Annotated in this window: 18 protein-coding genes; 10 read left to right on the top strand and 8 right to left on the bottom strand. The window is 63.9% G+C overall.

Features of this window, described 5'->3' with window-relative positions; translation table 11 throughout:
- Positions 1-3 precede the first annotated feature (3 nt).
- Complete coding sequence (locus AC56QQ_RS04495; RefSeq protein ID WP_497125722.1) at positions 4-1,365, bottom strand: vWA domain-containing protein; 1,362 nt, start codon at positions 1,363-1,365, stop codon at positions 4-6.
- Between the two features lie 343 nt (positions 1,366-1,708).
- Positions 1,709-2,578, bottom strand: coding sequence for a transglutaminase-like domain-containing protein (locus AC56QQ_RS04490; RefSeq protein WP_497125721.1), 870 nt, complete (start codon positions 2,576-2,578; stop codon positions 1,709-1,711).
- Between the two features lie 168 nt (positions 2,579-2,746).
- On the opposite strand from AC56QQ_RS04490, the gene AC56QQ_RS04485 reads away from it, so the two are divergent.
- Positions 2,747-3,412, top strand: a complete 666-nt coding sequence (locus AC56QQ_RS04485; RefSeq protein WP_497125720.1) for an HAD-IA family hydrolase — start codon at positions 2,747-2,749, stop codon at positions 3,410-3,412.
- 8 nt (positions 3,413-3,420) lie between these two features.
- On the opposite strand, the gene AC56QQ_RS04480 is transcribed toward AC56QQ_RS04485, so the two are convergent.
- Positions 3,421-3,642 (bottom strand): DUF1674 domain-containing protein, encoded by a 222-nt coding sequence (locus tag AC56QQ_RS04480; RefSeq protein WP_256751897.1) that lies wholly within the window; start codon positions 3,640-3,642, stop codon positions 3,421-3,423.
- Between the two features lie 105 nt (positions 3,643-3,747).
- On the opposite strand from AC56QQ_RS04480, the gene htpX reads away from it, so the two are divergent.
- Positions 3,748-4,767 (top strand): zinc metalloprotease HtpX, encoded by a 1,020-nt coding sequence (gene htpX, locus AC56QQ_RS04475; RefSeq protein WP_497125719.1) that lies wholly within the window; start codon positions 3,748-3,750, stop codon positions 4,765-4,767.
- Entirely contained in the window at positions 4,764-6,152 is a 1,389-nt protein-coding gene (locus AC56QQ_RS04470; protein ID WP_497125718.1) for an RsmB/NOP family class I SAM-dependent RNA methyltransferase, read from the top strand. The genes htpX and AC56QQ_RS04470 overlap by 4 nt, the downstream gene beginning before the upstream one ends.
- A gap of 159 nt (positions 6,153-6,311) precedes the next feature.
- On the opposite strand, the gene AC56QQ_RS04465 is transcribed toward AC56QQ_RS04470, so the two are convergent.
- Entirely contained in the window at positions 6,312-7,244 is a 933-nt protein-coding gene (locus AC56QQ_RS04465; RefSeq protein WP_497125717.1) for a phytanoyl-CoA dioxygenase family protein, read from the bottom strand.
- A gap of 91 nt (positions 7,245-7,335) precedes the next feature.
- On the opposite strand from AC56QQ_RS04465, the gene AC56QQ_RS04460 reads away from it, so the two are divergent.
- The 3 genes from AC56QQ_RS04460 to purH all read left to right on the top strand — a co-directional run bounded on the left by AC56QQ_RS04460 (position 7,336) and on the right by purH (position 11,758).
- Positions 7,336-8,160, top strand: a complete 825-nt coding sequence (locus AC56QQ_RS04460; protein ID WP_497128881.1) for a helix-turn-helix transcriptional regulator — start codon at positions 7,336-7,338, stop codon at positions 8,158-8,160.
- Positions 8,161-8,322: 162 nt separating this feature from the next.
- Complete coding sequence (locus AC56QQ_RS04455) at positions 8,323-10,047, top strand: heparinase II/III family protein (RefSeq protein WP_497125716.1); 1,725 nt, start codon at positions 8,323-8,325, stop codon at positions 10,045-10,047.
- Positions 10,048-10,141: 94 nt separating this feature from the next.
- Positions 10,142-11,758 (top strand): bifunctional phosphoribosylaminoimidazolecarboxamide formyltransferase/IMP cyclohydrolase, encoded by a 1,617-nt coding sequence (gene purH, locus AC56QQ_RS04450; protein ID WP_497125715.1) that lies wholly within the window; start codon positions 10,142-10,144, stop codon positions 11,756-11,758.
- Positions 11,759-11,806: 48 nt separating this feature from the next.
- Here purH and AC56QQ_RS04445 read toward each other — a convergent pair whose 3' ends face one another.
- Together AC56QQ_RS04445 and AC56QQ_RS04440 are read right to left on the bottom strand one after the other, a co-directional pair.
- The gene (locus AC56QQ_RS04445; protein ID WP_497125714.1) at positions 11,807-13,183 is read right to left on the bottom strand and encodes an MFS transporter; all 1,377 of its coding nucleotides are present in this window, start codon (positions 13,181-13,183) and stop codon (positions 11,807-11,809) included.
- A gap of 147 nt (positions 13,184-13,330) precedes the next feature.
- Entirely contained in the window at positions 13,331-18,160 is a 4,830-nt protein-coding gene (locus AC56QQ_RS04440) for an NAD-glutamate dehydrogenase (protein WP_497125713.1), read from the bottom strand.
- A gap of 137 nt (positions 18,161-18,297) precedes the next feature.
- Here AC56QQ_RS04440 and AC56QQ_RS04435 point away from each other — a divergent pair, with 137 nt between their 5' ends.
- Complete coding sequence (locus AC56QQ_RS04435; RefSeq protein WP_497125712.1) at positions 18,298-18,858, top strand: peroxidase-related enzyme; 561 nt, start codon at positions 18,298-18,300, stop codon at positions 18,856-18,858.
- A gap of 135 nt (positions 18,859-18,993) precedes the next feature.
- Entirely contained in the window at positions 18,994-19,320 is a 327-nt protein-coding gene (locus tag AC56QQ_RS04430; RefSeq protein ID WP_489858372.1) for a YciI family protein, read from the top strand.
- A 9-nt stretch (positions 19,321-19,329) separates the two neighbouring features.
- Here AC56QQ_RS04430 and AC56QQ_RS04425 read toward each other — a convergent pair whose 3' ends face one another.
- Positions 19,330-19,944, bottom strand: a complete 615-nt coding sequence (locus AC56QQ_RS04425) for a LysE family translocator (RefSeq protein WP_497125711.1) — start codon at positions 19,942-19,944, stop codon at positions 19,330-19,332.
- 212 nt (positions 19,945-20,156) lie between these two features.
- Here AC56QQ_RS04425 and AC56QQ_RS04420 point away from each other — a divergent pair, with 212 nt between their 5' ends.
- On the top strand, positions 20,157-20,942 hold the full coding sequence (locus tag AC56QQ_RS04420; RefSeq protein WP_497125710.1) for an alkaline phosphatase family protein: 786 nt from the start codon (positions 20,157-20,159) through the stop codon (positions 20,940-20,942).
- Positions 20,943-21,283: 341 nt separating this feature from the next.
- Positions 21,284-21,910: a DUF1062 domain-containing protein gene (locus AC56QQ_RS04415; protein ID WP_497125709.1), complete on the top strand. Its 627-nt coding sequence runs from the start codon at positions 21,284-21,286 to the stop codon at positions 21,908-21,910.
- Positions 21,911-21,968: 58 nt separating this feature from the next.
- Here the strand turns inward: AC56QQ_RS04415 and typA are convergent, their stop codons facing one another.
- Complete coding sequence (gene typA / locus AC56QQ_RS04410) at positions 21,969-23,798, bottom strand: translational GTPase TypA (RefSeq protein WP_497125708.1); 1,830 nt, start codon at positions 23,796-23,798, stop codon at positions 21,969-21,971.
- Positions 23,799-23,973: the final 175 nt, after the last annotated feature.

Raw genomic sequence — 23,973 nt, 5'->3', positions numbered from 1 at the left:
CCCTTACTTGGTAAGCGCCAGGGTCTCGATGTTGCGGGCAATCGTCTGAAACGCGTTGTCCAGTTCGGCACCATTGGCGGCCTGATAGAAGTGCTTGATCGAGCCGCTGTCCGTGCTGGCGCAATCCTGCAGGGTCGCCTCGGCATTTGCCTCTTCGAGGTTGAAGCCGATGGTGAAGATTTCGATGCCTTTGTCACGCATGGCGGCGCAGAGTTTCCTTGCCGCCGTGCGGGTCGGTTCCTTGCCGGCGGCATTGTAGACCTCGCCGACGGTGTTGGCGTCGAAATAGGACAGGTTGAATTCACCATCCGTCATCAGGATCGCATATTTGGCGACCTTCTTCGGATCCATCCTGGCTGGCCGCTCCGAGGCTTTCATCACGCTGCCCCAGCTTTCCGACAGCATGTACCAGGTCCACTGCACGCCGATATGGCCGGCTGTCCCGCCCGATGCGACAAAATCCTTGATGACGTTCTTGAGGGCGCTGGCGTCGGCCGTCAACGGGACGAGTGCCGCGGCCGGGCAAGCGGCGGTCCGGGTGTTCGCGGCAAAGGTCGACAGCAGGTAGTCGCGGTTGACCATGCTCGAGCCAGGACCCGCGTCCGAATACTGATCGGCACCCTTGCGTTCTGTGGCGCAATTGTCTGGGCGCGGCGAGGCCGAAGCAGGTTGTGCACTCGTGTTGCCGGGCGCCTGCTTGCGTTGGCTCGCTTTGGTTTCGACATAGACTGTGCTGTCGGCGAGCGCACCCGCATTGACCGAATTGGCGTAAGGCACGATGGAAACCCGCACCCGGGGCCTGGTCGGATCCTGGTTGCCCAGGAAACTGTCCACCGCATTGCTCGCCGCCGCCTTCAGATCCTTGATCTTTTGACCGGCCATCGAACCGGTCACATCGAGCATCATTGCCACTTCGATGGTCTTGTCCGAATAGAGCGCCGTCGTGGAGGCGGCTACGCGCTTCATGTCGCCCATGCCAAGAATCGGGAAAAACAAGGCGACATCGACATGGACGTCCGCCTGGACCGTCTTGGCGTTCTTGTCGAGCGTCAGCTTGTCCAGCACGATCTGGTCAGCCTGCAGGATGCCTGCCTGGCTGTTGGCGTCGAGAAAGGTCTGCACTGATTTGTTGGCATCGGCTTCCTTGATGACGCCGGTCGTCAGATCGCGCGCCGTCGACGTCACGGCCGCGTCGACCACGCCCTGCAGGCTCGATTTGGCATTGTAGAGCTGCGATACGTTGACGGAAAAGCCAACACCCAGCGACAAGACCGACGCGGCAAGGCCGAACAGGACCGCGAAATTTCCACCGCGATGTCTAGCGAAACCGCCAACCGCGTGAACAAGACCCCCGTAATTCCGCATCCAACGCCTCCGCATGCCTCGGCCTTATCGCCGCAGGCAGGGCAATGCAGGATTCCAGCCGGATGACGCCGTTACGCCCCACCAAGCGAGAGGCTCACAAGCAACGCATTGTTTTTGCTTGGTTTCGGACTGCAAGAAGGTGAACAACTGGTAAAGAAAAAGCCATGACAGCGGCGGCGTTTACGAGACGCTTACCATGACCACACCCAAGCATCGCGGAAGGCCCGATGACGTCCCGTTGCGGCACGGGGCCTGTGTGCCGAAGCGGACCAGCTGTCCCGAAGCCGCAGGACCCAGAAAATGGCGTGCGAACGAACTCGGAGCAGGTGCCAACCGCCGGAGGCTAGGCCAGCATCCGGGCGCTGACGGTCCTGTCGACGCCATGATAGGGCGGATTGAACAGATTACCGTCCTGTTCGTAGGTCCACACCTTGAACAGGTTGAGCCGATGCTGGCCAAAGCTGTGCAGCAGCGGCACGTCGGTGGCATCGCGGCCGCGCGCGATGACGACGCGGCCGATCCTCGGCGTGTTGTGGCGGGCATCGAACGTGTACCACTTGCCATCGAGGAACACTTCCAGCCAGGCCGAGAAATCCATCGGCGCCGGATCGACCGGCACGCCGATGTCGCCAAGATAGCCGTTCACATAGCGCGCCGGAATGTTCATGCAGCGGCAGAGCGTGATCGCCAGATGAGCGAAGTCGCGGCAGACCCCGACCCGCTCCTCATGCGCCTGCGCGGCCGTGCGGGTCGATCGGGCATAGCCATAGCCGAAGGACAGGCGGTTGTGGACATAGTCGACGATCGCCTGCACCCGTGCCCAGCCGGGCGGCAGATGGCCGAACAGTTGCCAGGCGAGATTGCTGAGATGATCGGTCTCGCAATAGCGGCTGCCGAGGAGATAACCGAGTACCTCGTCGGGCAATTCCGCCACCGGCACTTCCCCGGCCAGCGTATTGACCTCGTCCGTCTCGCCGCTGTCCTCGACGACGGCATCGTAGAGGATGCGAAAACCGCCAGCGGGCGCCGTGAAACGACGGCAGGCATTGCCGTGGAGGTCATGGTAGAGCGTGGTCGGCACCGAAGGCGATGTCAGCACGCGCGTCTGGCGCTTGATGTCGGCCTGCCGGTCCTTGTGGATCTCGAGCAGGGAAATCACCGGGGTAGCCTCGCTGCATTCGATGGCGATTTCGTAGCCGAGCCGGATCAGCATCGCGGGTCCCCTTCGATCGTCGTGGAAAACAGTTTTGCTCAAACGCGGGAGGGGTGCCGTGGTTCCCTGGGCCGATTGAAAAGTCCAGCCCGCGCCTTCCCATGCCCGCGCCTTGACGTTACGGTTGGGGCCTTCCCTCGACGCGTTCCCCCCGATTCAAGGAAAACCATGTTCGCAGGCAGAAAATTCGCCGCCTTCCTCTTCGATATGGACGGCACGCTCATCAATTCCATCGCATCGGCGGAACGGGTGTGGAGCGATTGGGCACGGCGGCAGGGCTTGGACGTCGCCGCGTTCCTGCCGACGATCCATGGCGTGCGGGCGATCGAGACGATTACCGGCCTGGCACTCCCGGGAGTCGATCCGGCATATGAAGCCGATCTGCTGCTGAAGGCCGAAGCAGCCGATCTGGATGGCATCGTTCAGATCGCCGGCGCCGCTGCGTTTCTCAACTCGCTGCCGCCTGAACGCTGGGCGATCGTGACTTCAGCGCCACGCGAGCTGGCGCTGTTGCGCATGGTGGCTGCCGGCATTCCCGTCCCTTCCGTCCTCGTCGCGGCGGAAGATGTTTCCCGTGGCAAGCCGGCGCCCGATTGCTTCCGGCTCGGCGCGAACCGGCTCGGCTTCGATGCGCGTGATTGCCTCGTATTCGAGGATGCTCCGGCCGGAATAGCGGCGGCCGAGGCCGCGGAGGCCGCGGTCATGGTCATCAACGCCACGCACCAGCATCCGCTGTCCACGCAACATGCCGCGATCGCTGGTTACGACACGATCGGCATCACCATCGACGAGCGTGGCTGGATTGCGCTGGAGCCGCAGCGCAGCGCCGCCTAGACCAGGCGCTAGAAATCGCTGGTCAATCCCTTGACCTCCCAGTCGCCGTAGCGACCGGGTTCCTTGCCGCCACGGCCGCCGATTTCCTTCGGCATCGCTGCTTCCTTCTGGCGATAGTCTTGCCGCCGGGCCTCGGCTTCGGCCAGCGCGCGGCGAGCGGCCGGCGTCAGCTTTTTTTGCGGCGCGTCGCCACCTTGGCCGGCAGGCGTTTTACTGGTTTCGTCGTTCATGCGATATTTCCGGCGGATTGAAACGGGACCTGGCGTTTCCCATCATATAGCGATGAACCCGCGACGATCGACCCCTTTTTGCCACCCTCTGGATAGGAGCAGACGATGAACACACTTCGCACCGCCATGCTTCTTGCCGCGATGACCGCGCTGTTCATGGGTGTCGGGTTCCTGATCGGCGGATCGGGCGGCATGATGATCGCCCTGGTGATCGCCGCCGGCACCAATCTGTTCAGCTACTGGAACGCCGACAAGATGGTGCTGTCGATGAACCACGCTGTCGAGGTCGACGAAAAAAGCGCGCCCGAATACCACGCCATCGTCCAGGGCCTCGCCGAGCGTGCCGGGCTGCCGATGCCGAAGACCTATCTGACCGACAATGCGCAGCCGAACGCCTTCGCCACCGGCCGCAACCCACAGAATGCGGCGGTCGGCGCCTCCACCGGCCTTTTGCAGGCACTGACGCATGAGGAAGTTGCCGCGGTGATGGCGCATGAACTCGCCCACGTCCAGCATCGCGACACGCTGACGATGACGATCGTGGCGACCTTTGCCGGCGCCATCTCGATGCTCGGCAATTTCGCCTTCTTCTTCGGCGGCAATCGCGACAACAACAACCCGTTCGGCTTTGTCGGCGTGCTGGCGGCGATGATCGTGGCGCCCTTTGCCGCGATGGTCGTGCAGATGGCGGTCAGCCGCACCCGCGAATACGAAGCCGACCGGCGCGGCGCCGAAATCTGTGGACACCCGCTCTGGCTGGCGTCCGCGCTTGACAAGATCGCCCGTGGCGCCGAACGCATTCCCAACCCCGATGCCGAGCGCAATCCGGCAATGGCCCACCTCTTCATCATCAATCCTCTCTCCGGCGAGCGCATGGACAGTCTGTTTTCCACCCACCCGAGCACCGAGAACCGCATCGCCGCCCTTCAGGCGATGGCGCGGCAGACGGCCGGCGGCGCCCAGGCCGCCCCGCGCCAGGCCCCGACACCACGGCAGGCGGACGAACAGCGGCCTTCAGGCCCGTGGGACCAGGCCGCGCGGCCGGAGCAGCCGGCGGAGCCGGCCAAGCCGAAACCCAACCCGTGGGGTCGCAACCCGACCGGGCCCAAGGGCCGGTGGTCGTGAACGTGGCGGACAGGGCACCTCGGCGCACCGTTTCAAGCGATCAGGAACAGGATAGGGGTGGCGAATTCGTCGCCGGCCTCGCCGCCCGCAAGGCGGCGGCGCGCCTGCTTGCCGCCGTCATTGACGCCAGGACGCCGCTTGACGGCCTGACCGATCACGAAAACGGCCACCCGCAATACAAGGCGCTCGATCCGCGCGACCGTGGCCTGGTCCGCGCCATCCTGGTCACCGCGCTGCGCTATCGCATGACCATCACGGGGCTGCTGGCGCGGCGCCTGGAAAAGCCGCTGCCGCCCAACGCCACCGCACTGTCGCACATCTTGCATGTGGCGGCCGCGCAGATCCTGTTCCTCGACATTCCCGACAGCGCCGCCGTCGACCTCGCGGTGACCCACGCCAAGTCCGATCCGCGCACCGTGCGTTTCTCCGGCCTGGTCAACGGCGTGCTGCGCACGCTTGCCCGCGCCAAGGAAGCCGAGCTGCCGGCCGCGCTTGCCGCCACCGACGAAGCGCCAAAATGGTTCTCCGACCGGCTGAAGGCCGCCTACGGCGCTGACAAGGCCAGACAGATTCTCGCCGCGCATCGGCACGAGGCGCCGGTCGACTTCTCGGTCAAGGCCGATCCCCAACTCTGGGCTGAACAGCTTGGCGGCATCGTCCTGCCGACCGGTACGGTGCGGGTGGAGAAGCTTGCTGGTTCCGTCACCGAATTGCCGGGCTTTGCCGAAGGCGCCTGGTGGGTTCAGGATGCGGCGGCCAGCCTTCCGGCAAGGCTGTTCGGCGATGTCAGGGGCCTGCGCGTCGCCGATCTCTGCGCCGCCCCCGGCGGCAAGACCGCCCAATTGATTCTCGCGGGCGCCAAGGTCACCGCGGTCGACACTTCCAAGAACAGGCTGGCGCGGCTGGCGCAGAATCTCGACCGCCTCGGCCTGTCCGCCGACATCGTCCAGGCCGACCTGCTCAAATACCAGCCGGAAGAACTGTTCGACGCCGTGCTTCTCGACGCGCCGTGCTCATCGACCGGCACGGTGCGCCGGCATCCCGACGTGCCATGGACCAAGACGGCCGCCGATGTCGAAAAGCTCGCGGACCTGCAACGCAGGCTGCTCGCCCGCGCGGTCACCCTCGTCAAGCCCGGCGGCAGGATCGTCTTTTCCAACTGTTCGCTCGACCCGCTCGAGGGCGAAGACCTGCATCGCGCCTTCCTCAAGGCGACGGCGGCGGTCGTCGACGATCCGCTGCATCAAGGTGAGATTGCCGGCATCGACCCGTTCCTGACGCCGCAAGGCACGCTGCGCACGACGCCGGCCGATCTCGACCTCGGCGCGCCGGAACGCTCGGGGCTCGATGGCTTCTTTGCCGCCCGTATGCGACGTGTGGTCTGAGGTGCGGCGCGCCGCCTAGGGTGTGTCGAGATTCAGGTCAGGCCGCGCCGAGAGTGGCGGTTTCCGAGAACCGGAGCGGAGCGTACTCAGGTACGTGAGCACCGGAAGCGGAGGAAACCGGCACTCGCAGGCCGGCCTCATCTGAATATCGATACAGCCTTAGAGCATGTCGTCCAGACTCCAGTGGTTCGCCCACCGCGCGTCGATTTCGTCATCGACGTTTTGAAAACGGATGTCCGTGGACAGCCGGATTCGCCCGTCTGCGCTCTGGTTGGTCGTCGAGGCATGGATCATGTAGGGCGAGTGAAGCACGACGTCGCCCGCCTCGAAATCCGCGATCAGCCAGCGCGTATCAAACCGCTCGGCCATTTCGGGCAGATCTTTCGACACCCAGCCGCCCTCGGTCATGTTGCGGTTGTAGGCGCTGATCCGTTCCTGAGCATCCAGGCCGGCATTGTTCTCGTTGAACCGGGCTTCCATGCCAGCGCCGATCGCATGCGACCCCTCGAGATAGACGAGGCCGCCCATATCAACTGAAATGTCGCCCAGGGGTATCCAGGCCGTAACGACACGGTTGGTGCCGCCGCGCAGATAGACAAGATCGTAATGCGCCGGCGTCGCGACAGGCGATCCCGGCTGGGTGAAACGCATGATCTTTCGCTTGTGCAGGTAGGACAGCCCGCCCAGGAATTCGTCCATGAAACGCGACAAGGGCGGTTGCGCGCAAAAGCCTTCATAGGCAGCTGAACGGACCAGCGACATGATGCGGCGATCGGCCAGTTGCCGGTCGAATGCGCCGGCCGCCGCCAAGCCGAGCGCAGGATCGAGCCCAGGCATGACCAGCCCGGTATCCGCCAGATGCGAAAACACCCAGCCGCGAAAATCGATCACGCTGCGGCGTGGCAACAGACCTTTGAGCCAGACATAGCCTTGCATCCCATAGAGATGGCGAATGGCCTCGATGCCGGCGGAGGGATCGGTCGGGGTGAGATATCCCAACCGGTTCGTCGCCGTCGACAGCACTTTGCCGTTGGCAGCAAGGGCGACTGGAGGAACGTCTCGCGATGTTGATTTTGCCTGCGATATCGACATTTCAATCACCATGGCTTCCGGCCTGGGCTGACAATGCCCTATTGTGGTGGCCAGTGCCATGAACAGAAGATTCAACCTGGACTTTTCGCTCATGCCTGATCGCCAATTGGCATTGTACCGGTCGCCCTCGGTCGCGATGGGCGGCTTGTCGGTGACGGGTGTCGGTCGCCATCGTGTCGAGCAAGCCATTGTCGGGCGAAGGCTGCCGGATTTTGCCGTAGTGCTGGTGGAGCAAGGCAAGGGCTGGCTGGAAACCAGGGCTGCGGGCAAGCAGGCGATCGCGGCGCCCAGCCTGTTCTGGCTGTTCCCCGGCAAAGCGCATTCTTATGGGCCGGACGAGTCGGGATGGACCGAGCGCTGGGCGCTCTTCGAAGGTGCCTTGACGCGCGATTTCACGCGCATGCGGCTGATCGTCGAACAGGCGCCGGTCGTTCGTTTGTCCGACCTCGGCGACATGCAGCGGCTGTTTGACCGGCTGTATGCCGAGCTGTCCCTGGATACCGCGCTAAGTCAGGCGGAGGCCGCCGCCACCGTGCATCGATTGGTCGTGCGGGCCGCCCGGCAGGCGAATGGTTGGGGCAACAGCGAAAGCCATCCCGATTTTCAGCGCGCCGTCGAGGAACTGCGCAATCGCGCGGTCGAACCGCTTGACTTCAAGGCGTTCGCCGCGAAATTCAAAATGTCGCCGGCGACCTTGCGCCGCAAGTTCACACTGCACACCGGGCTATCGCCCAAGGCATTCCAATTGCGTATCCGGCTCGACCTCGCCAAGCAATTGCTGGTGACCACCGATTCACCCGTTGAGGCGGTGGCCATGGCGGTTGGCATACACGATGCCTTCTATTTTTCCCGGCTCTTTCGGGATCGTGAGAAATGTTCGCCCAGCGAGTTTCGACACCGCCACACGAGGAAATGAACAGCGACGCGACCACGGATATGATCCCGGAAAGGCTTGACTTTTTTGGGGTCGATGATGCCGCCTCGGAATGAAGCCCTTCACTTTGGCGGAATCCGCCTTCGCATAAGTTCTTGAATCATATAAGCTTGAGCTTGGGGTAGAGGACGATCAGGAGGGGTTTTGGCACTGGCTGCCAGCAGCACGACGCGTCTATGGACGCTTGTCGCGAAGGAGTTCTGGCGCAAAACGCGCCGGCGCCTGCGTGCCGGGCCGGTCTATCGCTGGCGCTATTCCGGCCGCACGCCGGAGCGTGTGCTGATCGCGCCGCCGGACCTGCGCCTCGCCGACCCGCAGATCGCGCTTGAGATCTACTACGGCCGCTACCCCTTGTCGGGGCATCTGGTCGAGACCGGCGGCAAGTCGCCTTTCCAGATCAACGTACCCAACCACGGTTGGCAAAAGACGCTGCATGGCTTTCGCTGGCTGCGCCACATGCGCGCCGCCGGCACCGAGCTTGCCGCCGCCAACGCCCGCGCGCTGGTCGCCGACTGGATCGCCATGCATGGCAGCAATATTTCCGGTGTTGCCTGGGAGCCCGGCACGACAGCCAAGCGCATCATCGCCTGGCTGCAGCATTCCTCTGTCGTGCTGCAGGGCGCCGAATTCCCCTTCTACCGAGCCTTCCTGAAATCGCTCGCCATGCAGATCCGCTATCTCAGGTCGATGGCGCGCGAGATGCCCGATGGCAAGGACCGGCTGCGCGCCCGCATCGCGCTGGCCTTCGCCGCCCTGTCCTTGCCGGCGCCCGCATCGGCGCTGCGCGGCGCCACCCGCAACCTCGCCGAGGAACTCGACCGCCAGATCCTCGCCGACGGCGGACATATCTCGCGCAATCCTATGGCGGTGCTGGAAATCCTCGCCGACCTTTTGCCGCTGCGCCAGACCTATGCCAACCAGGCGGAAACGCCGCCGCAGGCGCTGATCGGCGCCATCGACCGCATGCTGCCGGCGCTGCGCTTCTTCCGCCACCAGGACGGCAGCCTCGCCCGCTTCAACGGCATGGGCGCCACCATCCATGACCGCATCGCCACCATCCTGCGCCACGACGACACCGCCGGCGCGCCGCTCCTGCATGCGCCGCATTCGGGCTATGAGCGCCTGTCGATGGGTGGCGTCACCGTCATCGCCGACACCGGCCTGCCACCGCCGGTCGACGTTTCCAACGCCGCGCACGCCGGATGCCTCGCCTTCGAACTGTCGTCCGGCCGCCAGCACTACATCGTCAATGCCGGCATCGACACCTATGGTGCCGCCGAGTTCCGGCCGCTGGCCCGCGCCACGGCCGCGCACTCGACCGCCACCATCAACGACACCTCGTCGGCACGCTTCAGCCATTCGCTGCGCGTCAACGACCTGCTCGGCTCGCCGTTGATCGGCGGCCCGCAGCACGTCCCGTGCAAGCGCACCGACCAGAAGGGCGTTCAGGGTTTCATCGCCCGCCACGATGGCTATGTCGCCCGCTTCGGCTTCCTGCATGAGCGCGAGCTGAAACTGTCGACGAATGGCAACGTGCTGGCCGGCAGGGACCGGTTCCTGCGGCCGGGCAATGCCTCGATCCGCAACAACGGCCGCGATTTCATCACCATCCGCTTCCACGTCCACCCCGACATCGACCTGCTGCAGGACGAGCACGATCGCCTGGTCCTGGCCGCGGATCAGGCCGACACCTGGGTGTTCACCTCCAGCGAAGTGGCGCCGGAGGTCGAGGAATCGATCTATTTCGCCGGCCTTGGCGGCCCGCGCCGCAGCCGGCAGATCGTGCTCGCCTTCAAGGCATCGGACGTTGCCGAGGTCCACTGGCAGCTGACGCGCACCAGCGTCGCCGGCTACCCGGAAAACAACTGACTGTGTCCGCCAGGACTGACCTTGCGGCTTGATTTCCTGATGTCATGTGCTACGGCGCGGACTTGCCCCTCCAGCCGTGAAAGGCCGCCAGCCCATGGCCGTCGCCGCCAAGAACATTCCCGCCCCTGACCTCGTTCCCGTCCGTCGCGCGCTGCTCTCCGTTTTCGACAAGACCGACCTCATCGATTTCGCCGGGGCGCTGGCCGCCGCCGGCGTCGAGCTGGTCTCCACCGGCGGCACGGCCGGGGCGATCGCCGAAGCCGGCATGGCCGTGCGCGACGTTTCCGAGCTCACCGGGTTTCCCGAGATCATGGACGGCCGCGTCAAGACGCTGCATCCTTCGGTGCACGGCGCGCTGCTTGGCGTGCGTGACGACCCCGAGCATGCCAAGGCGATGCGCGACCACAAGATCGAGCCGATCGATCTGGTCGTCTCCAATCTCTACCCTTTCGAGGAAGTCCGCCGCTCCGGCGCCGACTATGCCGCGATCGTCGAGAACATCGACATTGGCGGCCCGGCGATGATCCGGGCCTCGGCCAAGAACCACGCCTATGTCGCCATCGTCACCGACCCCGGCGATTACGCCGCGGTGCTCAATGCGCTGGAAATGAATTTCGGCTCGCTGTCGCTGGATTTCCGCAAGAAGCTGGCGGCCAAGGCCTTTGCCCGCACCGCCAGCTATGACGCGGCGATCTCCGGCTGGTTCGCCGAGGCGCTCGAGATCGAGCATCCGACTTGGCGCGCCTTCGGCGGCAGGCTGGTCGAGGTGATGCGCTATGGTGAGAACCCGCACCAGAGCGCCGGCTTCTACGTCAACGGCGACAAGCGGCCGGGCGTCGCCACCGCACGCCAGCTTCAGGGCAAGCAGCTTTCCTACAACAACATCAACGACACCGACGCCGCTTTCGAACTGGTCGGCGAATTCGATCCGAACCGCTCCGCCGCCGTTGCCATCATCAAGCACGCCAATCCATGCGGCGTCGCTGAGGGCACGTCGCTGAAGGCAGCCTACGCCAAGGCGCTCGCCTGCGATCCGGTCTCGGCCTTCGGCGGTATCGTTGCCATGAACCGTGTCCTCGACGCCGAGGCGGCGGAAGAGATCGTGAAAACCTTCACCGAGGTCATCATCGCGCCCGGTGCGACCGACGAGGCCGCGGCAATCGTCGCGGCGAAGAAGAACCTGCGCCTGCTGGTCACCGATGGCTTGCCGGACCCGCGCACCCCTGGCACGACGGTCAAATCCGTCGCCGGCGGCATGCTCGTCCAGGGCAGGGACAATGCCGTCGTAGACGACCTTGAGCTGAAGGTGGTGACGAAGCGGGCGCCGACACCGGCCGAAATGGCCGACCTGAAGTTCGCCTTCCGCGTCGCCAAACACGTCAAGTCGAACGCCATCGTCTACGTCAAGGGCGGGGCCACTGTCGGCATCGGCGCCGGCCAGATGAGCCGGGTCGATTCCTCACGCATCGCCGCGCGCAAGGCACTCGACGCCGCCGAGGCTGCCGGCCTTGCCGAGCCGCTGACCAAGGGCTCTGTCGTCGCCTCCGACGCCTTCTTCCCCTTCGCCGACGGATTGCTGTCGGCGATCGAAGCGGGCGCCACCGCCGTCATCCAGCCCGGCGGATCGATGCGCGACGACGACGTCATCGCCGCCGCCGACGAGCACGGCATCGCCATGGTGTTTACGGGCGTGAGGCATTTCCGGCATTAGTCTAGGCGGCGCCTTCCCTTCTCCCCTTGTGGGAGAAGGAAGAGATGCTCATTCCGCTGGCCGATCCGCCGGATACGGTGTGCGAATCAGGATCGCCATGCCGATGGCCAGGAACAGGATGATCACCGCCATGCCGAGTCGGGCCGAGCCGCTGAGCGCGGTGATTGTCGCCACCAGGAATGGCGCCAAAAAGCTGGTTGCCCGTCCAGCCAGCGCATAGATGCCGAAATAGCGGCCGGATTCCGCCGCCGTCACGCTGCGCGCCATGTAGGAACGCGACGACGCCTGCACCGGCCCGAAGGCGAGACCGATCAACAGCCCGTACATGATGTAGGCCTTTTCGGCCGCCGTGCCGAACAGCCCGCCCGAATCGGTGGTCGACAGCTGTATCAGGCCGAGCAGCGTGAAGCCCGGGCCGGTCGAGACGACGCCGATGGTGGCGACCGACAGCATCACCAGTGCAATCATCACCACCACCTTGGAGCCGAGGGCGGTATCGAGGCGCGCGGCGACCCAGCAGCCGAAGATGGCCACGACGTTGAGGATGATGCCGAACATGCCGATCTCGGTGATCGACCAGTGAAACATCGCCGCCGCGAAGGTGCCGCCCAGCGCCAGCAGCGCATTGACGCCGTCCTGGTAGATCATGCGGGCGACGAGGAAGCGGAAGATGCCACCGCGCCGGCGCACCTCGGCCAGCGTCGATTTCAGTTCCGATAGTCCTTCGCGCACCGCCGGCCCGATCGGAATGCCCTTGATGGCGTCCGGCGTGAAGAAGAACATCGGCAGGATGAACAGGAAATACCAGCCCGCCGACAGCGGTCCGGTGGCCCTGGCATCCTCGCCGAGCTTCGGGTCGAGCCCGAACAGCGGGTCGATGCCGATGATCGTCTTGCCGGTTTCCGGCGAGCCGGCCATGCAGGTGACGACGAAGATCAGCGCGATCATGCCGCCAAGATAGCCGAGGCCCCAGGCAATGTTGGAGATCCGGCCGATCTCGCGTTTCGGCACCAGGCGCGGCATCATCGAATCGTTGAAAACGGTCGAGAATTCCGCCGCCACCGAGGCCAGCGAGAACAGCGCCACGACCAGGAACAGGTTGGAGCCGGGCGCGGCGAACCAGAGCAGGGTCAGGCTGGTGATCTTGATCGCGGCGAAGAACGCGATCCATGGCTTGCGCGGCCCGGTCTGGTCGGCGATCGAGCCGAGGATCGGCGACAGCACGGCGATGACCAGTCCTGCCGCGGCGATGCCGTAGCCCCAGACCGCCTGGCCGGTAGTCGGATCGCTGGCCATGCGCGAAACGAAATAAGGGCCGAAGATGAAGGTGGTGACGACGGTGAAGAACGGTTGCGCCGCCCAGTCGAAGAACATCCATCCCCAGATGCCACGCCCCGACGCCCGCTGCACTGCCACCTCGGTCATGTCCCCTCCGTCTTTTTGTTGAGCATGATCCTGCCCGAAAACCCGCATCCACCTTTCGGGATCATGCTTGACGGAGCCCCGAAGCAGGGCGCCGTATCGCTCTATAGCGTAGTTCTGGCTGGCAATCTCGCCCGATCTGGCAAGCGATCATCGCGCGGACAGATCGCTCATCAGGCCGGATGCGACCGACAGCCGCGACACGGTGATGTCGCCGCCCTCGGTCAGCGCCTGCAGCCGCTCGCGGATGCGCGCCACCCGCTCGCCGCCGGCTTCCAGCCATGCCGCCACCGGATCCGCCGCCTTGGCATGGCCGGTGAGCGCCGCCACCGCGATGCCACGCCTCGCCGAGCCGATCGTGTCGGTGGCGCGCGATAGTGCCAGCTGGTCGTAGTAATCGGAAGGCGTGATCGACCGCGCCGCGTCCTCGACGCGCGGGATGCGGAAGGCATCGCTGACCGCGAAGAACGCCTTCGCCGCGGCGACGATGTCGGCATTGGCCGTCCGCGCCGTCAGCGCGATGTCGGGGATCAATTCGGCCACGTCGGTCAGCGCCAGCTGTTCGGCCAGCCTTTCCGGCGTGCCGCTCTTGAAAAGGCCATGCCGCTTCTCCTCGATCCGTTCGCGCGAGAAGGCCGGCAGCAGCGAGGCGAGCTTCGGTTCCAGCGCCTTGCGTGCTTCCTGCAGTTCGGCGATGCGCTGGGCCAGCCCATCCGTGCCGGCATCGTTTTTGAGATACCAGCCGCTGGTCACGTAGATCAGCCGGCTAACCGCCTGGTAGAGATCGAGCTGGATCTGTCCGTCGATGTGGTTGTCGAGCGCATCGATCTCGCGATAGAGCGCCGGCAAGGCAAACCCGTCGCGCACGACCGCGAAGGTGCGGACGACGTCGGCGACGCTGCGACCAGTCGCCTCCTGCAGTCGGTTGACGAAGGACGGCCCTCCCCGGTTGACCAGATCGTTGGCGACGACGCGGGCGATGATTTCGCGGCGCAGGCGATGGCCATGGATCTCGGACGCGAATTTCTTCGCCATGCGCGCCGGGAAATAGTCCATCAGGTCGCGGTCGAAATGCGGCTCGTCCGGCACGTCGCTGGCGACGATGTCGGAAAACAGCACGATCTTGGCGTAGGCCAGCAGCACGCCGAGCTCGGCCCTGGTCAGCGGTTCGCCGCGTGCTTCGCGCTCGGCGAGGGCCGCCGGCGACGGCAGCGTCTCCACGGTGCGATTGAGCAGGCCGCGCGCTTCCAGCGCCGCCATGAAGCGGCTTTGGTGAGCGATGTCGGCGAGCCCGCGCTTGCGGGCGATGGAAAGCGCCAGCGTCTGCTCGTAATTGTTGGAGAGCACCAGTGCGCCGACCTCCTCAGTCATCTCGGAGAGCAACTTGTTGCGCGCCGGGCGTGTCAGCGATCCCTTCCGCATGGCGGACGCCAGCGCGATCTTAATGTTGACCTCGACGTCGGAGCAGTTGACGCCGCCCGAATTGTCGATGGCGTCGGAATTGCAGCGACCGCCGTTCAGGCCGAACTCGATACGCGCCCGTTGCGTCACGCCGAGATTGGCGCCCTCGCCGATCACCTTGGCGCGCACGTCGAGCGCCGTGACGCGGATAGCGTCGTTGGCGCGGTCGCCGACATCGGCATTGGTCTCGGTGGATGCCCTCAGATAGGTGCCGATGCCGCCGAACCAAAGAAGGTCGACCGGCGCCTTGAGGATGGCGTTCAGGATTTCGACCGGCGACGCCGTGGTCTTGCCAAGTCCGATGGCCGCGGCGGCCGCCGCCGGCAAGGTGATCGACTTCTGGTTGCGCGAGACAATGACGCCGCCTTCCGACAGTTTCGTCTTGTCGTAATCCTGCCAGCTCGAACGCGGCAACGCGAACATGCGCTGGCGCTCGGCCAGCGACGCCGCCATGTCCGGATCCGGGTCGATGAAGATGTCGCGATGGTCGAAGGCGGCGATCAGCCGGGTCTTCTCGGACAGCAGCATGCCGTTACCGAACACGTCGCCCGACATGTCGCCGACACCGACGACGGTGAAGGGAGAGGTCTGGATGTCGCGGTTCATCTCGCGGAAATGCCGCTTGACCGCTTCCCACGCGCCCTTGGCGGTGATGCCCATCTTCTTGTGGTCGTAGCCGGCCGAACCGCCGCTGGCGAAGGCGTCGTCGAGCCAGAAGCCATGGGCCTCGCTGATCGCGTTGGCGGTGTCGGAGAAGGTCGCCGTGCCCTTGTCGGCGGCGACGACGAAATAGGGATCGTCCTGGTCGCGGCGCACCACGCCGGCCGGGGGAATGACCCCTTCGAGGCCGATATTGTCGGTGATCGACAAAAGGCTCGAAACATAGTTCTTGTATGCCGACGTGCCGGCTTCGAAAATGGCGTCGCGGCTGCCGCCCGCCGGCAGGCGCTTGGGGAAGAAGCCGCCCTTGGCGCCGACCGGCACGATGACGGCGTTCTTGACCTGCTGCGCCTTGACCAGGCCCAGCACCTCGGTGCGGTAATCCTGGGCGCGATCCGACCAGCGCAGGCCGCCGCGCGCCACCGGGCCGAAGCGCAGATGCACGCCTTCGACCTCGGAGCCGTAGACGAATATCTCCCGCCACGGCCGCGGCTCGGGCAAACCATCGACCGAGCGCGAATCGAGCTTGATCGCCAGCGACTGGCCTTTGTCTTTCGTATCGGCAACGAAATGATTGGTGCGCAGCGAGGCTTCGATCAGGTTGAGATAGCGGCGGATGATGGTGTCGTCGTCGATGTTGGGAACGTCTTCCAGCGCGTCCTTGATCTTGGCTTTGAGATGCTTGGCCGCCACGACGCCTTCCGTCTCGGCGGTCGGCCCGAGCCGGGCGAGGAACAGGGCATGCAGGCCGCGCGCGATCTCGGGATAGCGATTGAGCGCCGCGGCGATGAAATCCTGGCTCTGCGGGATGCCTACCTGCTGGAGATAGCGGCCATAGGCGCGCAGGATGGTGATCTCCCCCGACCAAAGGCCGGCGGTCTGGGCCAGGCCGTTGTAGCCATCATTGTCGACGTCGCCGCGCCAGACGGCGAGGAATGCGTCCTCGAACAGCGCCCCATGATCGCCAAGCTCGATCGGCTTGCCGTAGCTGTTCTCAAGCTCCATGTCGTGGATGAAGACCATGCCTGGCTGATCACTATTGATCATGCCGGGCTGATCACTATTGATCGTGCCGGTCGCGGCGTCGCCGACCTCGAAGGTGCGCTCGCTGATGACGCGGAAGCCGATGTTTTCCAGCACCGGCACCCGCCGCGACAGCGCCACCGGGCTGCCGTGGTGATAGATCTTCAGCGCCGCCTGGTGCGGTTTCTGCTCGCCGTGGCGGTAATAGTCGATGGCGATCGGATTGCTGGCGCTGATCTTGGCGATCCGCCCGGCATCGACCAGCGCCACGGCTGGCGAGAAACTGTCGCGATAGCTTTCGGAAAACCGCGAGGCGATTGCCGACAGCGCCGGATCGGCGCCGGATTCGGCCGCTGTTTCGCGCAGCGCGTCCTCCCAGGTCCGCACGATGTCGCGGATCGCCGCCTCGATCGTCACCTGTTCGATTTTCGGCGTCTTACCGCCGGAGCGACCGATGATGAAGTGAACGCGCGCCAGCCCGCCTTCGGGGAAAGCCGGGTAGTATGCCGACAGCCGCCCTTCGAACACCGTCTTGAGATAGGCGCCGATCTTCTCGCGCACGACACTGTCGTAGCGGTCGCGCGGGACGAAGACGAGGATCGAGACGAAGCGGTCGAACTGGTCGGCGCGCACCAGCGCCCTGACGCGAGGTCGCTCCACCAGCCCCAGAATGGCCTCGGCGTGCTTGCGCAGGATCGGCACCGGGACCTGGAACAGCTCGTCGCGCGGATAGCTCTCCAGCACATTGATCAGCGCCTTGCCGGAATGATCCTCCGGATTGAAGCCGGATTTGGCGATGATGGTTTCGGCCTTCGACCTGAGATAGGGGATTTTCATCACCGAGCGCGTGTAGGCGGTCGACGTGAACAGGCCGACGATGCGCAGTTCGCCCGAAAGCACCCCCTTGGCGGTGTAGGTCTTGACGCCGATGTAATCGAGATAGATGCGGCGATGCACCACCGACTTGGCATTCGCCTTGGTGACGATCAGCGGCTCCGGCCCGTGCAGGAAAGCACGGATCTCCGGTGTCGTCGTCACCGCTTCGGTGCCGCGCCTGAGCACCAGCACGTCGGGATCGGCCAGGATGCCGAGGCCGGGCTTGTCGGAACGCTCCAGCATGCCGCTTTTCTCGCTGCCGGTGTATTTGAACTCGCGCATGCCGAGAAAGGTGAAATTGTCATCGCGCAGCCATTCGAGGAAGGCGATCGCCTCGGTGACGTTGGCCTTGTCGAGCGGCACCGGCGCGTAGCGGAATTCGGAGATCGCCTGGTCGAGGCGGGCCAGCATCGGCCTCCAGTCGGTGACCGCGGCGCGCACTTGGCCCAAAAGCTTCTTCAACCGTCCGGCCAACGCCTCAGCATGTTCGACGGAAAGCCGGCCGATATGGACATGAATCACGCTCAGCCGGTCGTGGGCGGTGTCGCTCTTGACGGTGCCGCCGTCGCCGAGGATTTCCTCGACGCCGCCCTTGCCATGCTTGACGACGATAACCGGATGGGTAACCAGCAGCGGCTCACCGGCAGCGTCGGTGATTTCGCCGAGGATGGAATCGAACAGAAACGGCATGTTGTCGTTGACGACGGTGATGACGGTCATCGGCCGGCCTTGGCGGACGACACCGGAATCGACATCGATCGCGACGACGCAGTCGCCCTTCTTGTGCCGCGCGACAGCACGCCCGGCGAGATCGGCGGCGCGCACGAGGTCGGCCACGTCATAGGCGGCGATGTCTTCGGCAGGGGCTCGGGCCAGCAGATAATCGGCGAGCTTGCCGGACTTGTCTTCCCCCTTTGCCTGGCTCTTTTTCGGCTGACTTGCGGTTTTCAGGCTGGCCATGACGCTAATTCCCTCCCGTCACATGCTTTTGCGACTATGGTAGCAGATGACCGCTGTTTGGCGACAAAGGTTTGACGGCTTGCAAAGAAATATCGGAATTCGGCGGCAAGCCACCGCGTGATGAGGAGAAACCCCCGATGACCGGCAGAATCACCGCGCTTGACCTCGGCAACGCGGACCTCAGCGAAGCGACAAAAGCCTATTTCGCCAAATGCGAGGAGAAGCTCGGCCTCGTTCCCAACGTGCTCCAGGCCTACTTCGACGACAGGAAGCTTCGCGCCTTCACCGACATGTACAATGATCTGATGCTCGGAGAATCCGGCCTGTCGAAGCTGGAGCGCGAGATGATCGCGGTCGTCGTCTCCTCCATCAACCACTGCTATTATTGCCTGACCGCGCATGGCGCGGCGGTGCGCCAGCTGTCCGGCGATCCGGCGCTGGGCGAGATGATGGTGATGAATTTTCGCGCCGCCGATCTTTCGCCCAGGCAGACTGCGATGCTCGAATTCGCGGTCAAGCTGACCGAGGATCCCGCGAAGATCGTCGAGGCCGACCGGGCGGCACTGCGTCATGCCGGTTTTTCCGACCGCGACATCTGGGACATCGCTTCGACCGCTTCCTTCTTCAACATGTCGAACCGGGTCGCCGCGGCAATCGACATGCGGCCGAACGACGAATACCACGCCATGGCGCGTTGAGGCGCGGCGCTGGCACCCACCCGCGCCTATATTAGCTATTTCGCATTCTCGTTGCTTGTTTGCCGGTTTGGTCCGATGATCGGAGCGCGGCATGACCGCATGCCGGTTCGATGCCGCTGAACAAGGGAGGAGAACATGGCGAAGTTTCTCTACATCTATCACGGCTCCGGCAAGATGCCGACGAGCGAAGCCGAGCGGAAGGCGATGATGGACGCCTGGACAGGCTGGTTCGGAAAGCTTGGCTCGGCCGTCGTCGACAGCGGCAATCCGGTCGGCATGTCGAAGACCGTCCTGCCCGGTGGCAAGGTGGAGAACAATGGCGGCAGCAACCCGACCGGTGGCTACTCGGTCATCGAAGCAAAAGACATCGACGACGCCACCAGCAAGGCCAAGGACTGCCCGATCCTGATGGAGCCCAACTGCAACGTCGAGATCGCACCGATCATCAATATGATGGGCTGACGCCCCGCCTCAGGAGCGTGCCGCGATCGCTGCCGCGGCACCCGCCATGGTGCCGGCGCTGACGCGGTTGGCGATCTTCATGGCGCGCTTGCTTTTCAGCAGCTTGCGCGCCTGCGCGGCGGCGAGCACCCAGGCGAGGTCGATGGCGACCAGCACCACGGCCATGGTCGCCGTCAGCTCGACCCAGCCGACGAGGCTGACCGAAGCGAGGTCGATGATGGTCGGCAACAGCGCCAGGTAGAACATCATGATCTTGGGGTTGCCGAGCGTCACCGCCATGCCGGCGAAGAACAATTTGACGGCCGAATCCTCGCGCGGCATCTCGCCCTCGCGCGCCTCGACCGGCGCGGTCCACATCTTCCAGGCGAGGTAGGCAAGATAAGCAACGCCAACCCATTTCACCACGACGAAGGCGAAATGGAAGGTCTGCGCCACGACAGCCAGCCCGAACACCGCCAGCGACAGCCAGATGCCCTCGCCGATCCACATGGCGAGCAGGAACGGGAACACGTCGCGAAAGCCCTTCGAGATGACCCGCACCACGAGAGCCGCGATCGACGGACCGGGCGAACCTGCGGCAACGAACAAAGCGGCGGCGAAGATCAGGAGCGAGGTGAGGTGCATGGCACTGCCTTCCAGCGGTTGAGCGGCGGACGATATCCGATCGACATCACCGCTTGCAACTTCGGTAGCGGCAGATCCCAGACCGGCTCAGCGTTCGGCCACGCCCTTGACTGCCATGCCTGACTTGCAGTCAGCTTGATCTTGCCGATCAGGCGGGAGGAGGAGTTTTCGTGGTTGTGCAGGGTTGGCGCGCGGTCGTTCGACGGTTCCCCATGCTGGCTGTCCTGACAGCCAGCATGGGGCCGAGCGGAGCGCCCCTGGCCGTCGCTTCGTCGAGGACACCGCCAAAATATGATCACGTCGTTGTCGTCATCATGGAGAACCACGCCTTTGAGCAGATTTCTCAGGCGGGACGAGCTGCCCCCTATCTAAACAAGCTGGCAAGGGGCGGTGCGCTGTTCGATCGATCCTACGGGGTTGCTCACCCCAGCCAACCCAATTACTTCGCGCTGTTCAGCGGCTTGACGCAGGACGTCCATGACGATGGCATGCACAGCTTTGCTGCGCCGAACCTAGCCGCTCGTCTTCGGGCTCATGGCAAAACGTTTACGGGCTACGTCGAAGCCGGATCGCCGCGAAAACACAATCCCTGGGAATCGTTTGCGGACGCCAAGGGATTTGAGAAGTCTTTGGCCCAGTTCCCTCGCGACTACGCAAAGCTACCATCCGTGAGCTTCGTGATCCCCAATCTCGAAAATGACATGCATGACGGCACGATAGAGGCAGCTGACACCTGGTTGAAAAATCTTCTTGGAGGCTACGCCGTCTGGTCGAAGAAAAATCACAGCCTCTTGGTCGTGACATTCGATGAAGACGACTACCATACTGAGAACCATATATTTACTGTATTCTACGGATTTGGAATCAACCCAGGACGGTACTCCGAAAAGATCGATCACTATTCGGTCTTGCGAACTCTTGAAGACATAGAAAGCATCCCTCCCTTGGGCATCAGCGTCATCAGAAGGGTGATCGCAAGTGGCTGGAGCCGGCGGTAATTCCTCACCAAACAAGCACGGCCGCCTTGCCGTCGTCATTGGCTACGGCTAGAAATTCCGCCTCGAAACAATTTTGAGCTTCACTTTGCCTACGTAACCGCCGGTCTCGTCAACTCCCCCGACACAATGCATGGCGCCGCATTCGCGGTGTCTGTTTTCATTTTCACGTGTTCCTCTGGGCGGCGGTTCGAGACCGGTTTGGCACTGCTGAACCGCTGTCGCGCGCAACCGCCCGTGACGCCTGATTTCCGACCATAGCAAGCTTGCGCCACGCCGTGCCCGCCATGGGCATCTCGACATCGCCGACCTGATGAACTTCCCGACGGGAAGGGCTTATCGGCATGTCTGGTTATCTGTGCATTCACTGGGCGATCACGCCTGAAATCGCACCTCGACCGCTCATCAACTGCAATCGCTGCGGCGGCGTGAAGGCTTATCGCTGCAGCGAAAAATTTCGCGTCAACGCCAATGGCAAGCGCATCGACGTCTGGCTGATATATCGCTGCATCGACTGCGACAATTCCTGGAATTTCGGCATTCTCGAACGCTGCAATCGCCACGACATCAAGCCGGAGCTGTTGCAGGCGCTTGAAAGCAACGATCCAGCATTGGCGCGGCGCCACGCTTTCGATGTCGTTGCGCTGCGCAGCCGTGTGGGGCGGGTCGAAGAGTTTCCCAATGTCGCCGTCCACAAGCAAAGGCTCGGCGACACAAGAGAAAGCGCAACCGCGCTGGAACTCAAGCTCGGGCTCGAAATGCCGACGTCGCTCCGGCTCGACCGGCTGCTTGCCAATGGACTCGGCATCTCGCGATCACGGCTTCAGGTGCTGGAAGACAGGCGATTGCTGGTTATTGACCCGGACGGCGCCAAGGCCCTGCGCAAGCCGGCCCGGGATGGAGCGACGATCCGCATCGACCTCGTCGCCGAACCCGACCGGCAGGCCATCATTTCGGCTGCCGGTGGATAAATGAAAGAGGGGCGGAGCACATGAGTGCTCCGCCCCTCTCAGTTGGAAAATTGAATGCTTACGCCGCGCCGACCGCCTTGGCCGACTTCTCGAAGCGCTTGCGCTCGTTCGGGTCGAGATAGAGCTTGCGCAGGCGGATCGTCTTCGGCGTCACCTCGACCAGCTCGTCGTCCTGGATCCAGGCCAGCGCGCGCTCCAGCGTCATGCGGATCGGCGGCGTCAGCTTGACCGCCTCATCCTTGCCGGCGGCGCGGATGTTGGTCAGCTTCTTGCCCTTGAGCACGTTCACTTCGAGGTCGTTGTCCCCGGTGTGAATGCCGATAATCATGCCCTGATAGACCTTGACGCCCGGGTCGATGACCATCGGGCCACGGTCTTCCAGGTTCCACATGGCGTAGGCCACCGCCTCGCCCTGCTCGTTCGAGATCAGCACGCCATTGGTGCGGCCCGCCAACTCGCCCTTGTAGGGTTCATAGGCATGGAACAGCCGGTTCATCACGGCGGTGCCGCGCGTGTCGGTCAACAGTTCCGACTGGTAGCCGATCAGGCCGCGCGTCGGCGCGTGGAAGACGATGCGCTGGCGATTGCCGCCGGACGGGCGCAGCTCGACCATCTCGGCCTTGCGCTCCGACATCTTCTGCACGACGATACCGGCGTGTTCCTCGTCGACGTCGATGACCACTTCCTCGACCGGCTCGAGCAATTCGCCGTTCTCGCCCTTCTGCATGACCACGCGCGGCCGCGACACGGCGATCTCGAACCCTTCGCGGCGCATCGTCTCGATCAGCACGGCCAGCTGCAATTCGCCGCGGCCGGAAACGAAGAACGAATCCTTGTCCGGTGATTCCTCGATCTTCAGCGCGACATTGCCTTCGGCCTCGCGCAGCAGGCGGTCGCGGATGACACGGCTGGTCACCTTGTCGCCTTCGGTGCCGGCCAGCGGCGAATCGTTGACCAGGAAGGACATGGTCACGGTCGGCGGATCGATCGGCTGCGCATGCAGCGGCTCGGTCACCGAAGGGTCGCAGAAGGTGTCGGCGACGGTGCCTTTCGACAGGCCGGCAATGGCGACGATATCGCCCGCCTGCGCTTCTTCGATCGGCTGGCGCTCGAGACCGCGGAAAGCGAGGATCTTCGAAATACGGCCGGTTTCGACCAGCGTGCCGTCATGGTGCAGCACCTTGACCGGCTGGTTGGATTTCAGCGTGCCGGATTCGATGCGGCCGGTGATGATGCGGCCAAGGAAGGGGTTGGCTTCCAGAATGGTGCCGATCATGCGGAACGGACCGGGATGCACGGTCGGCGCCGGCACATGCTTGATGACGAGGTCGAACAGCGGCGCCAGACCCTGGTCCTTTGGGCCTTCCGGATTTTCGGAAACCCAGCCGTCGCGGCCCGAGCCGTAGAGAATCGGGAAGTCGAGCTGCTCGTCGGTGGCGTCGAGCGCGGCAAACAGGTCGAACACTTCGTTGACCACCTCGACATGGCGGGCGTCCGGGCGGTCGATCTTGTTGATGACGACGATCGGCTTCAGGCCGACCTTGAGCGCCTTGCCGACGACGAACTTGGTCTGCGGCATCGGCCCTTCGGCGGCATCGACCAGTACGATGGCCGAATCCACCATCGACAGGATACGCTCGACCTCGCCGCCGAAATCGGCGTGGCCGGGGGTGTCGACGATGTTGATGCGGGTGTCCTTCCAGTCGACCGAGGTCGCCTTGGCCAGGATGGTGATGCCACGTTCCTTTTCGAGGTCGTTGGAATCCATGGCGCGCTCGGCGACACGCTGATTGTCGCGGAAGGAGCCGGATTGCCGCAGCAATTGGTCGACGAGGGTGGTTTTTCCATGGTCGACGTGCGCGATGATCGCGATATTACGGATTTTCATGTTCTGGTCTCGGGAGCGTTGCAGGCAGCAGGCCAAAAGGCGCTGCCTCTTTCGGTTGCGCGGCTCATACAGGGTTTTTCGCATTTGCGAAAGGGGAAGCGCGACACCAAATACTCATCAAATCTTAAGCATCCTCGTGTGAGATGATTTTGTTAACCAAGGCGGAACCTCTCAG

The organism is Mesorhizobium sp. RCAM 05099, from assembly GCF_059683685.1.
Note: the sequence above shows the minus strand (reverse complement) of the source record. Positions and strands in the feature narration are given on the sequence as shown.

Coding starts and splice junctions, on each gene's coding strand:
- AC56QQ_RS04495 (WP_497125722.1), bottom strand. CDS start 1,365: ATGCGGAATTACGGGGGTCTTGTTCACGCGGTTGGCGGTTTCGCTAGA.
- AC56QQ_RS04490 (WP_497125721.1), bottom strand. CDS start 2,578: ATGCTGATCCGGCTCGGCTACGAAATCGCCATCGAATGCAGCGAGGCT.
- AC56QQ_RS04485 (WP_497125720.1), top strand. CDS start 2,747: ATGTTCGCAGGCAGAAAATTCGCCGCCTTCCTCTTCGATATGGACGGC.
- AC56QQ_RS04480 (WP_256751897.1), bottom strand. CDS start 3,642: ATGAACGACGAAACCAGTAAAACGCCTGCCGGCCAAGGTGGCGACGCG.
- htpX (WP_497125719.1), top strand. CDS start 3,748: ATGAACACACTTCGCACCGCCATGCTTCTTGCCGCGATGACCGCGCTG.
- AC56QQ_RS04465 (WP_497125717.1), bottom strand. CDS start 7,244: ATGTCGATATCGCAGGCAAAATCAACATCGCGAGACGTTCCTCCAGTC.
- AC56QQ_RS04460 (WP_497128881.1), top strand. CDS start 7,336: ATGCCTGATCGCCAATTGGCATTGTACCGGTCGCCCTCGGTCGCGATG.
- purH (WP_497125715.1), top strand. CDS start 10,142: ATGGCCGTCGCCGCCAAGAACATTCCCGCCCCTGACCTCGTTCCCGTC.
- AC56QQ_RS04445 (WP_497125714.1), bottom strand. CDS start 13,183: ATGACCGAGGTGGCAGTGCAGCGGGCGTCGGGGCGTGGCATCTGGGGA.
- AC56QQ_RS04440 (WP_497125713.1), bottom strand. CDS start 18,160: ATGGCCAGCCTGAAAACCGCAAGTCAGCCGAAAAAGAGCCAGGCAAAG.
- AC56QQ_RS04435 (WP_497125712.1), top strand. CDS start 18,298: ATGACCGGCAGAATCACCGCGCTTGACCTCGGCAACGCGGACCTCAGC.
- AC56QQ_RS04430 (WP_489858372.1), top strand. CDS start 18,994: ATGGCGAAGTTTCTCTACATCTATCACGGCTCCGGCAAGATGCCGACG.
- AC56QQ_RS04425 (WP_497125711.1), bottom strand. CDS start 19,944: ATGCACCTCACCTCGCTCCTGATCTTCGCCGCCGCTTTGTTCGTTGCC.
- AC56QQ_RS04420 (WP_497125710.1), top strand. CDS start 20,157: ATGCTGGCTGTCCTGACAGCCAGCATGGGGCCGAGCGGAGCGCCCCTG.
- AC56QQ_RS04415 (WP_497125709.1), top strand. CDS start 21,284: ATGTCTGGTTATCTGTGCATTCACTGGGCGATCACGCCTGAAATCGCA.
- typA (WP_497125708.1), bottom strand. CDS start 23,798: ATGAAAATCCGTAATATCGCGATCATCGCGCACGTCGACCATGGAAAA.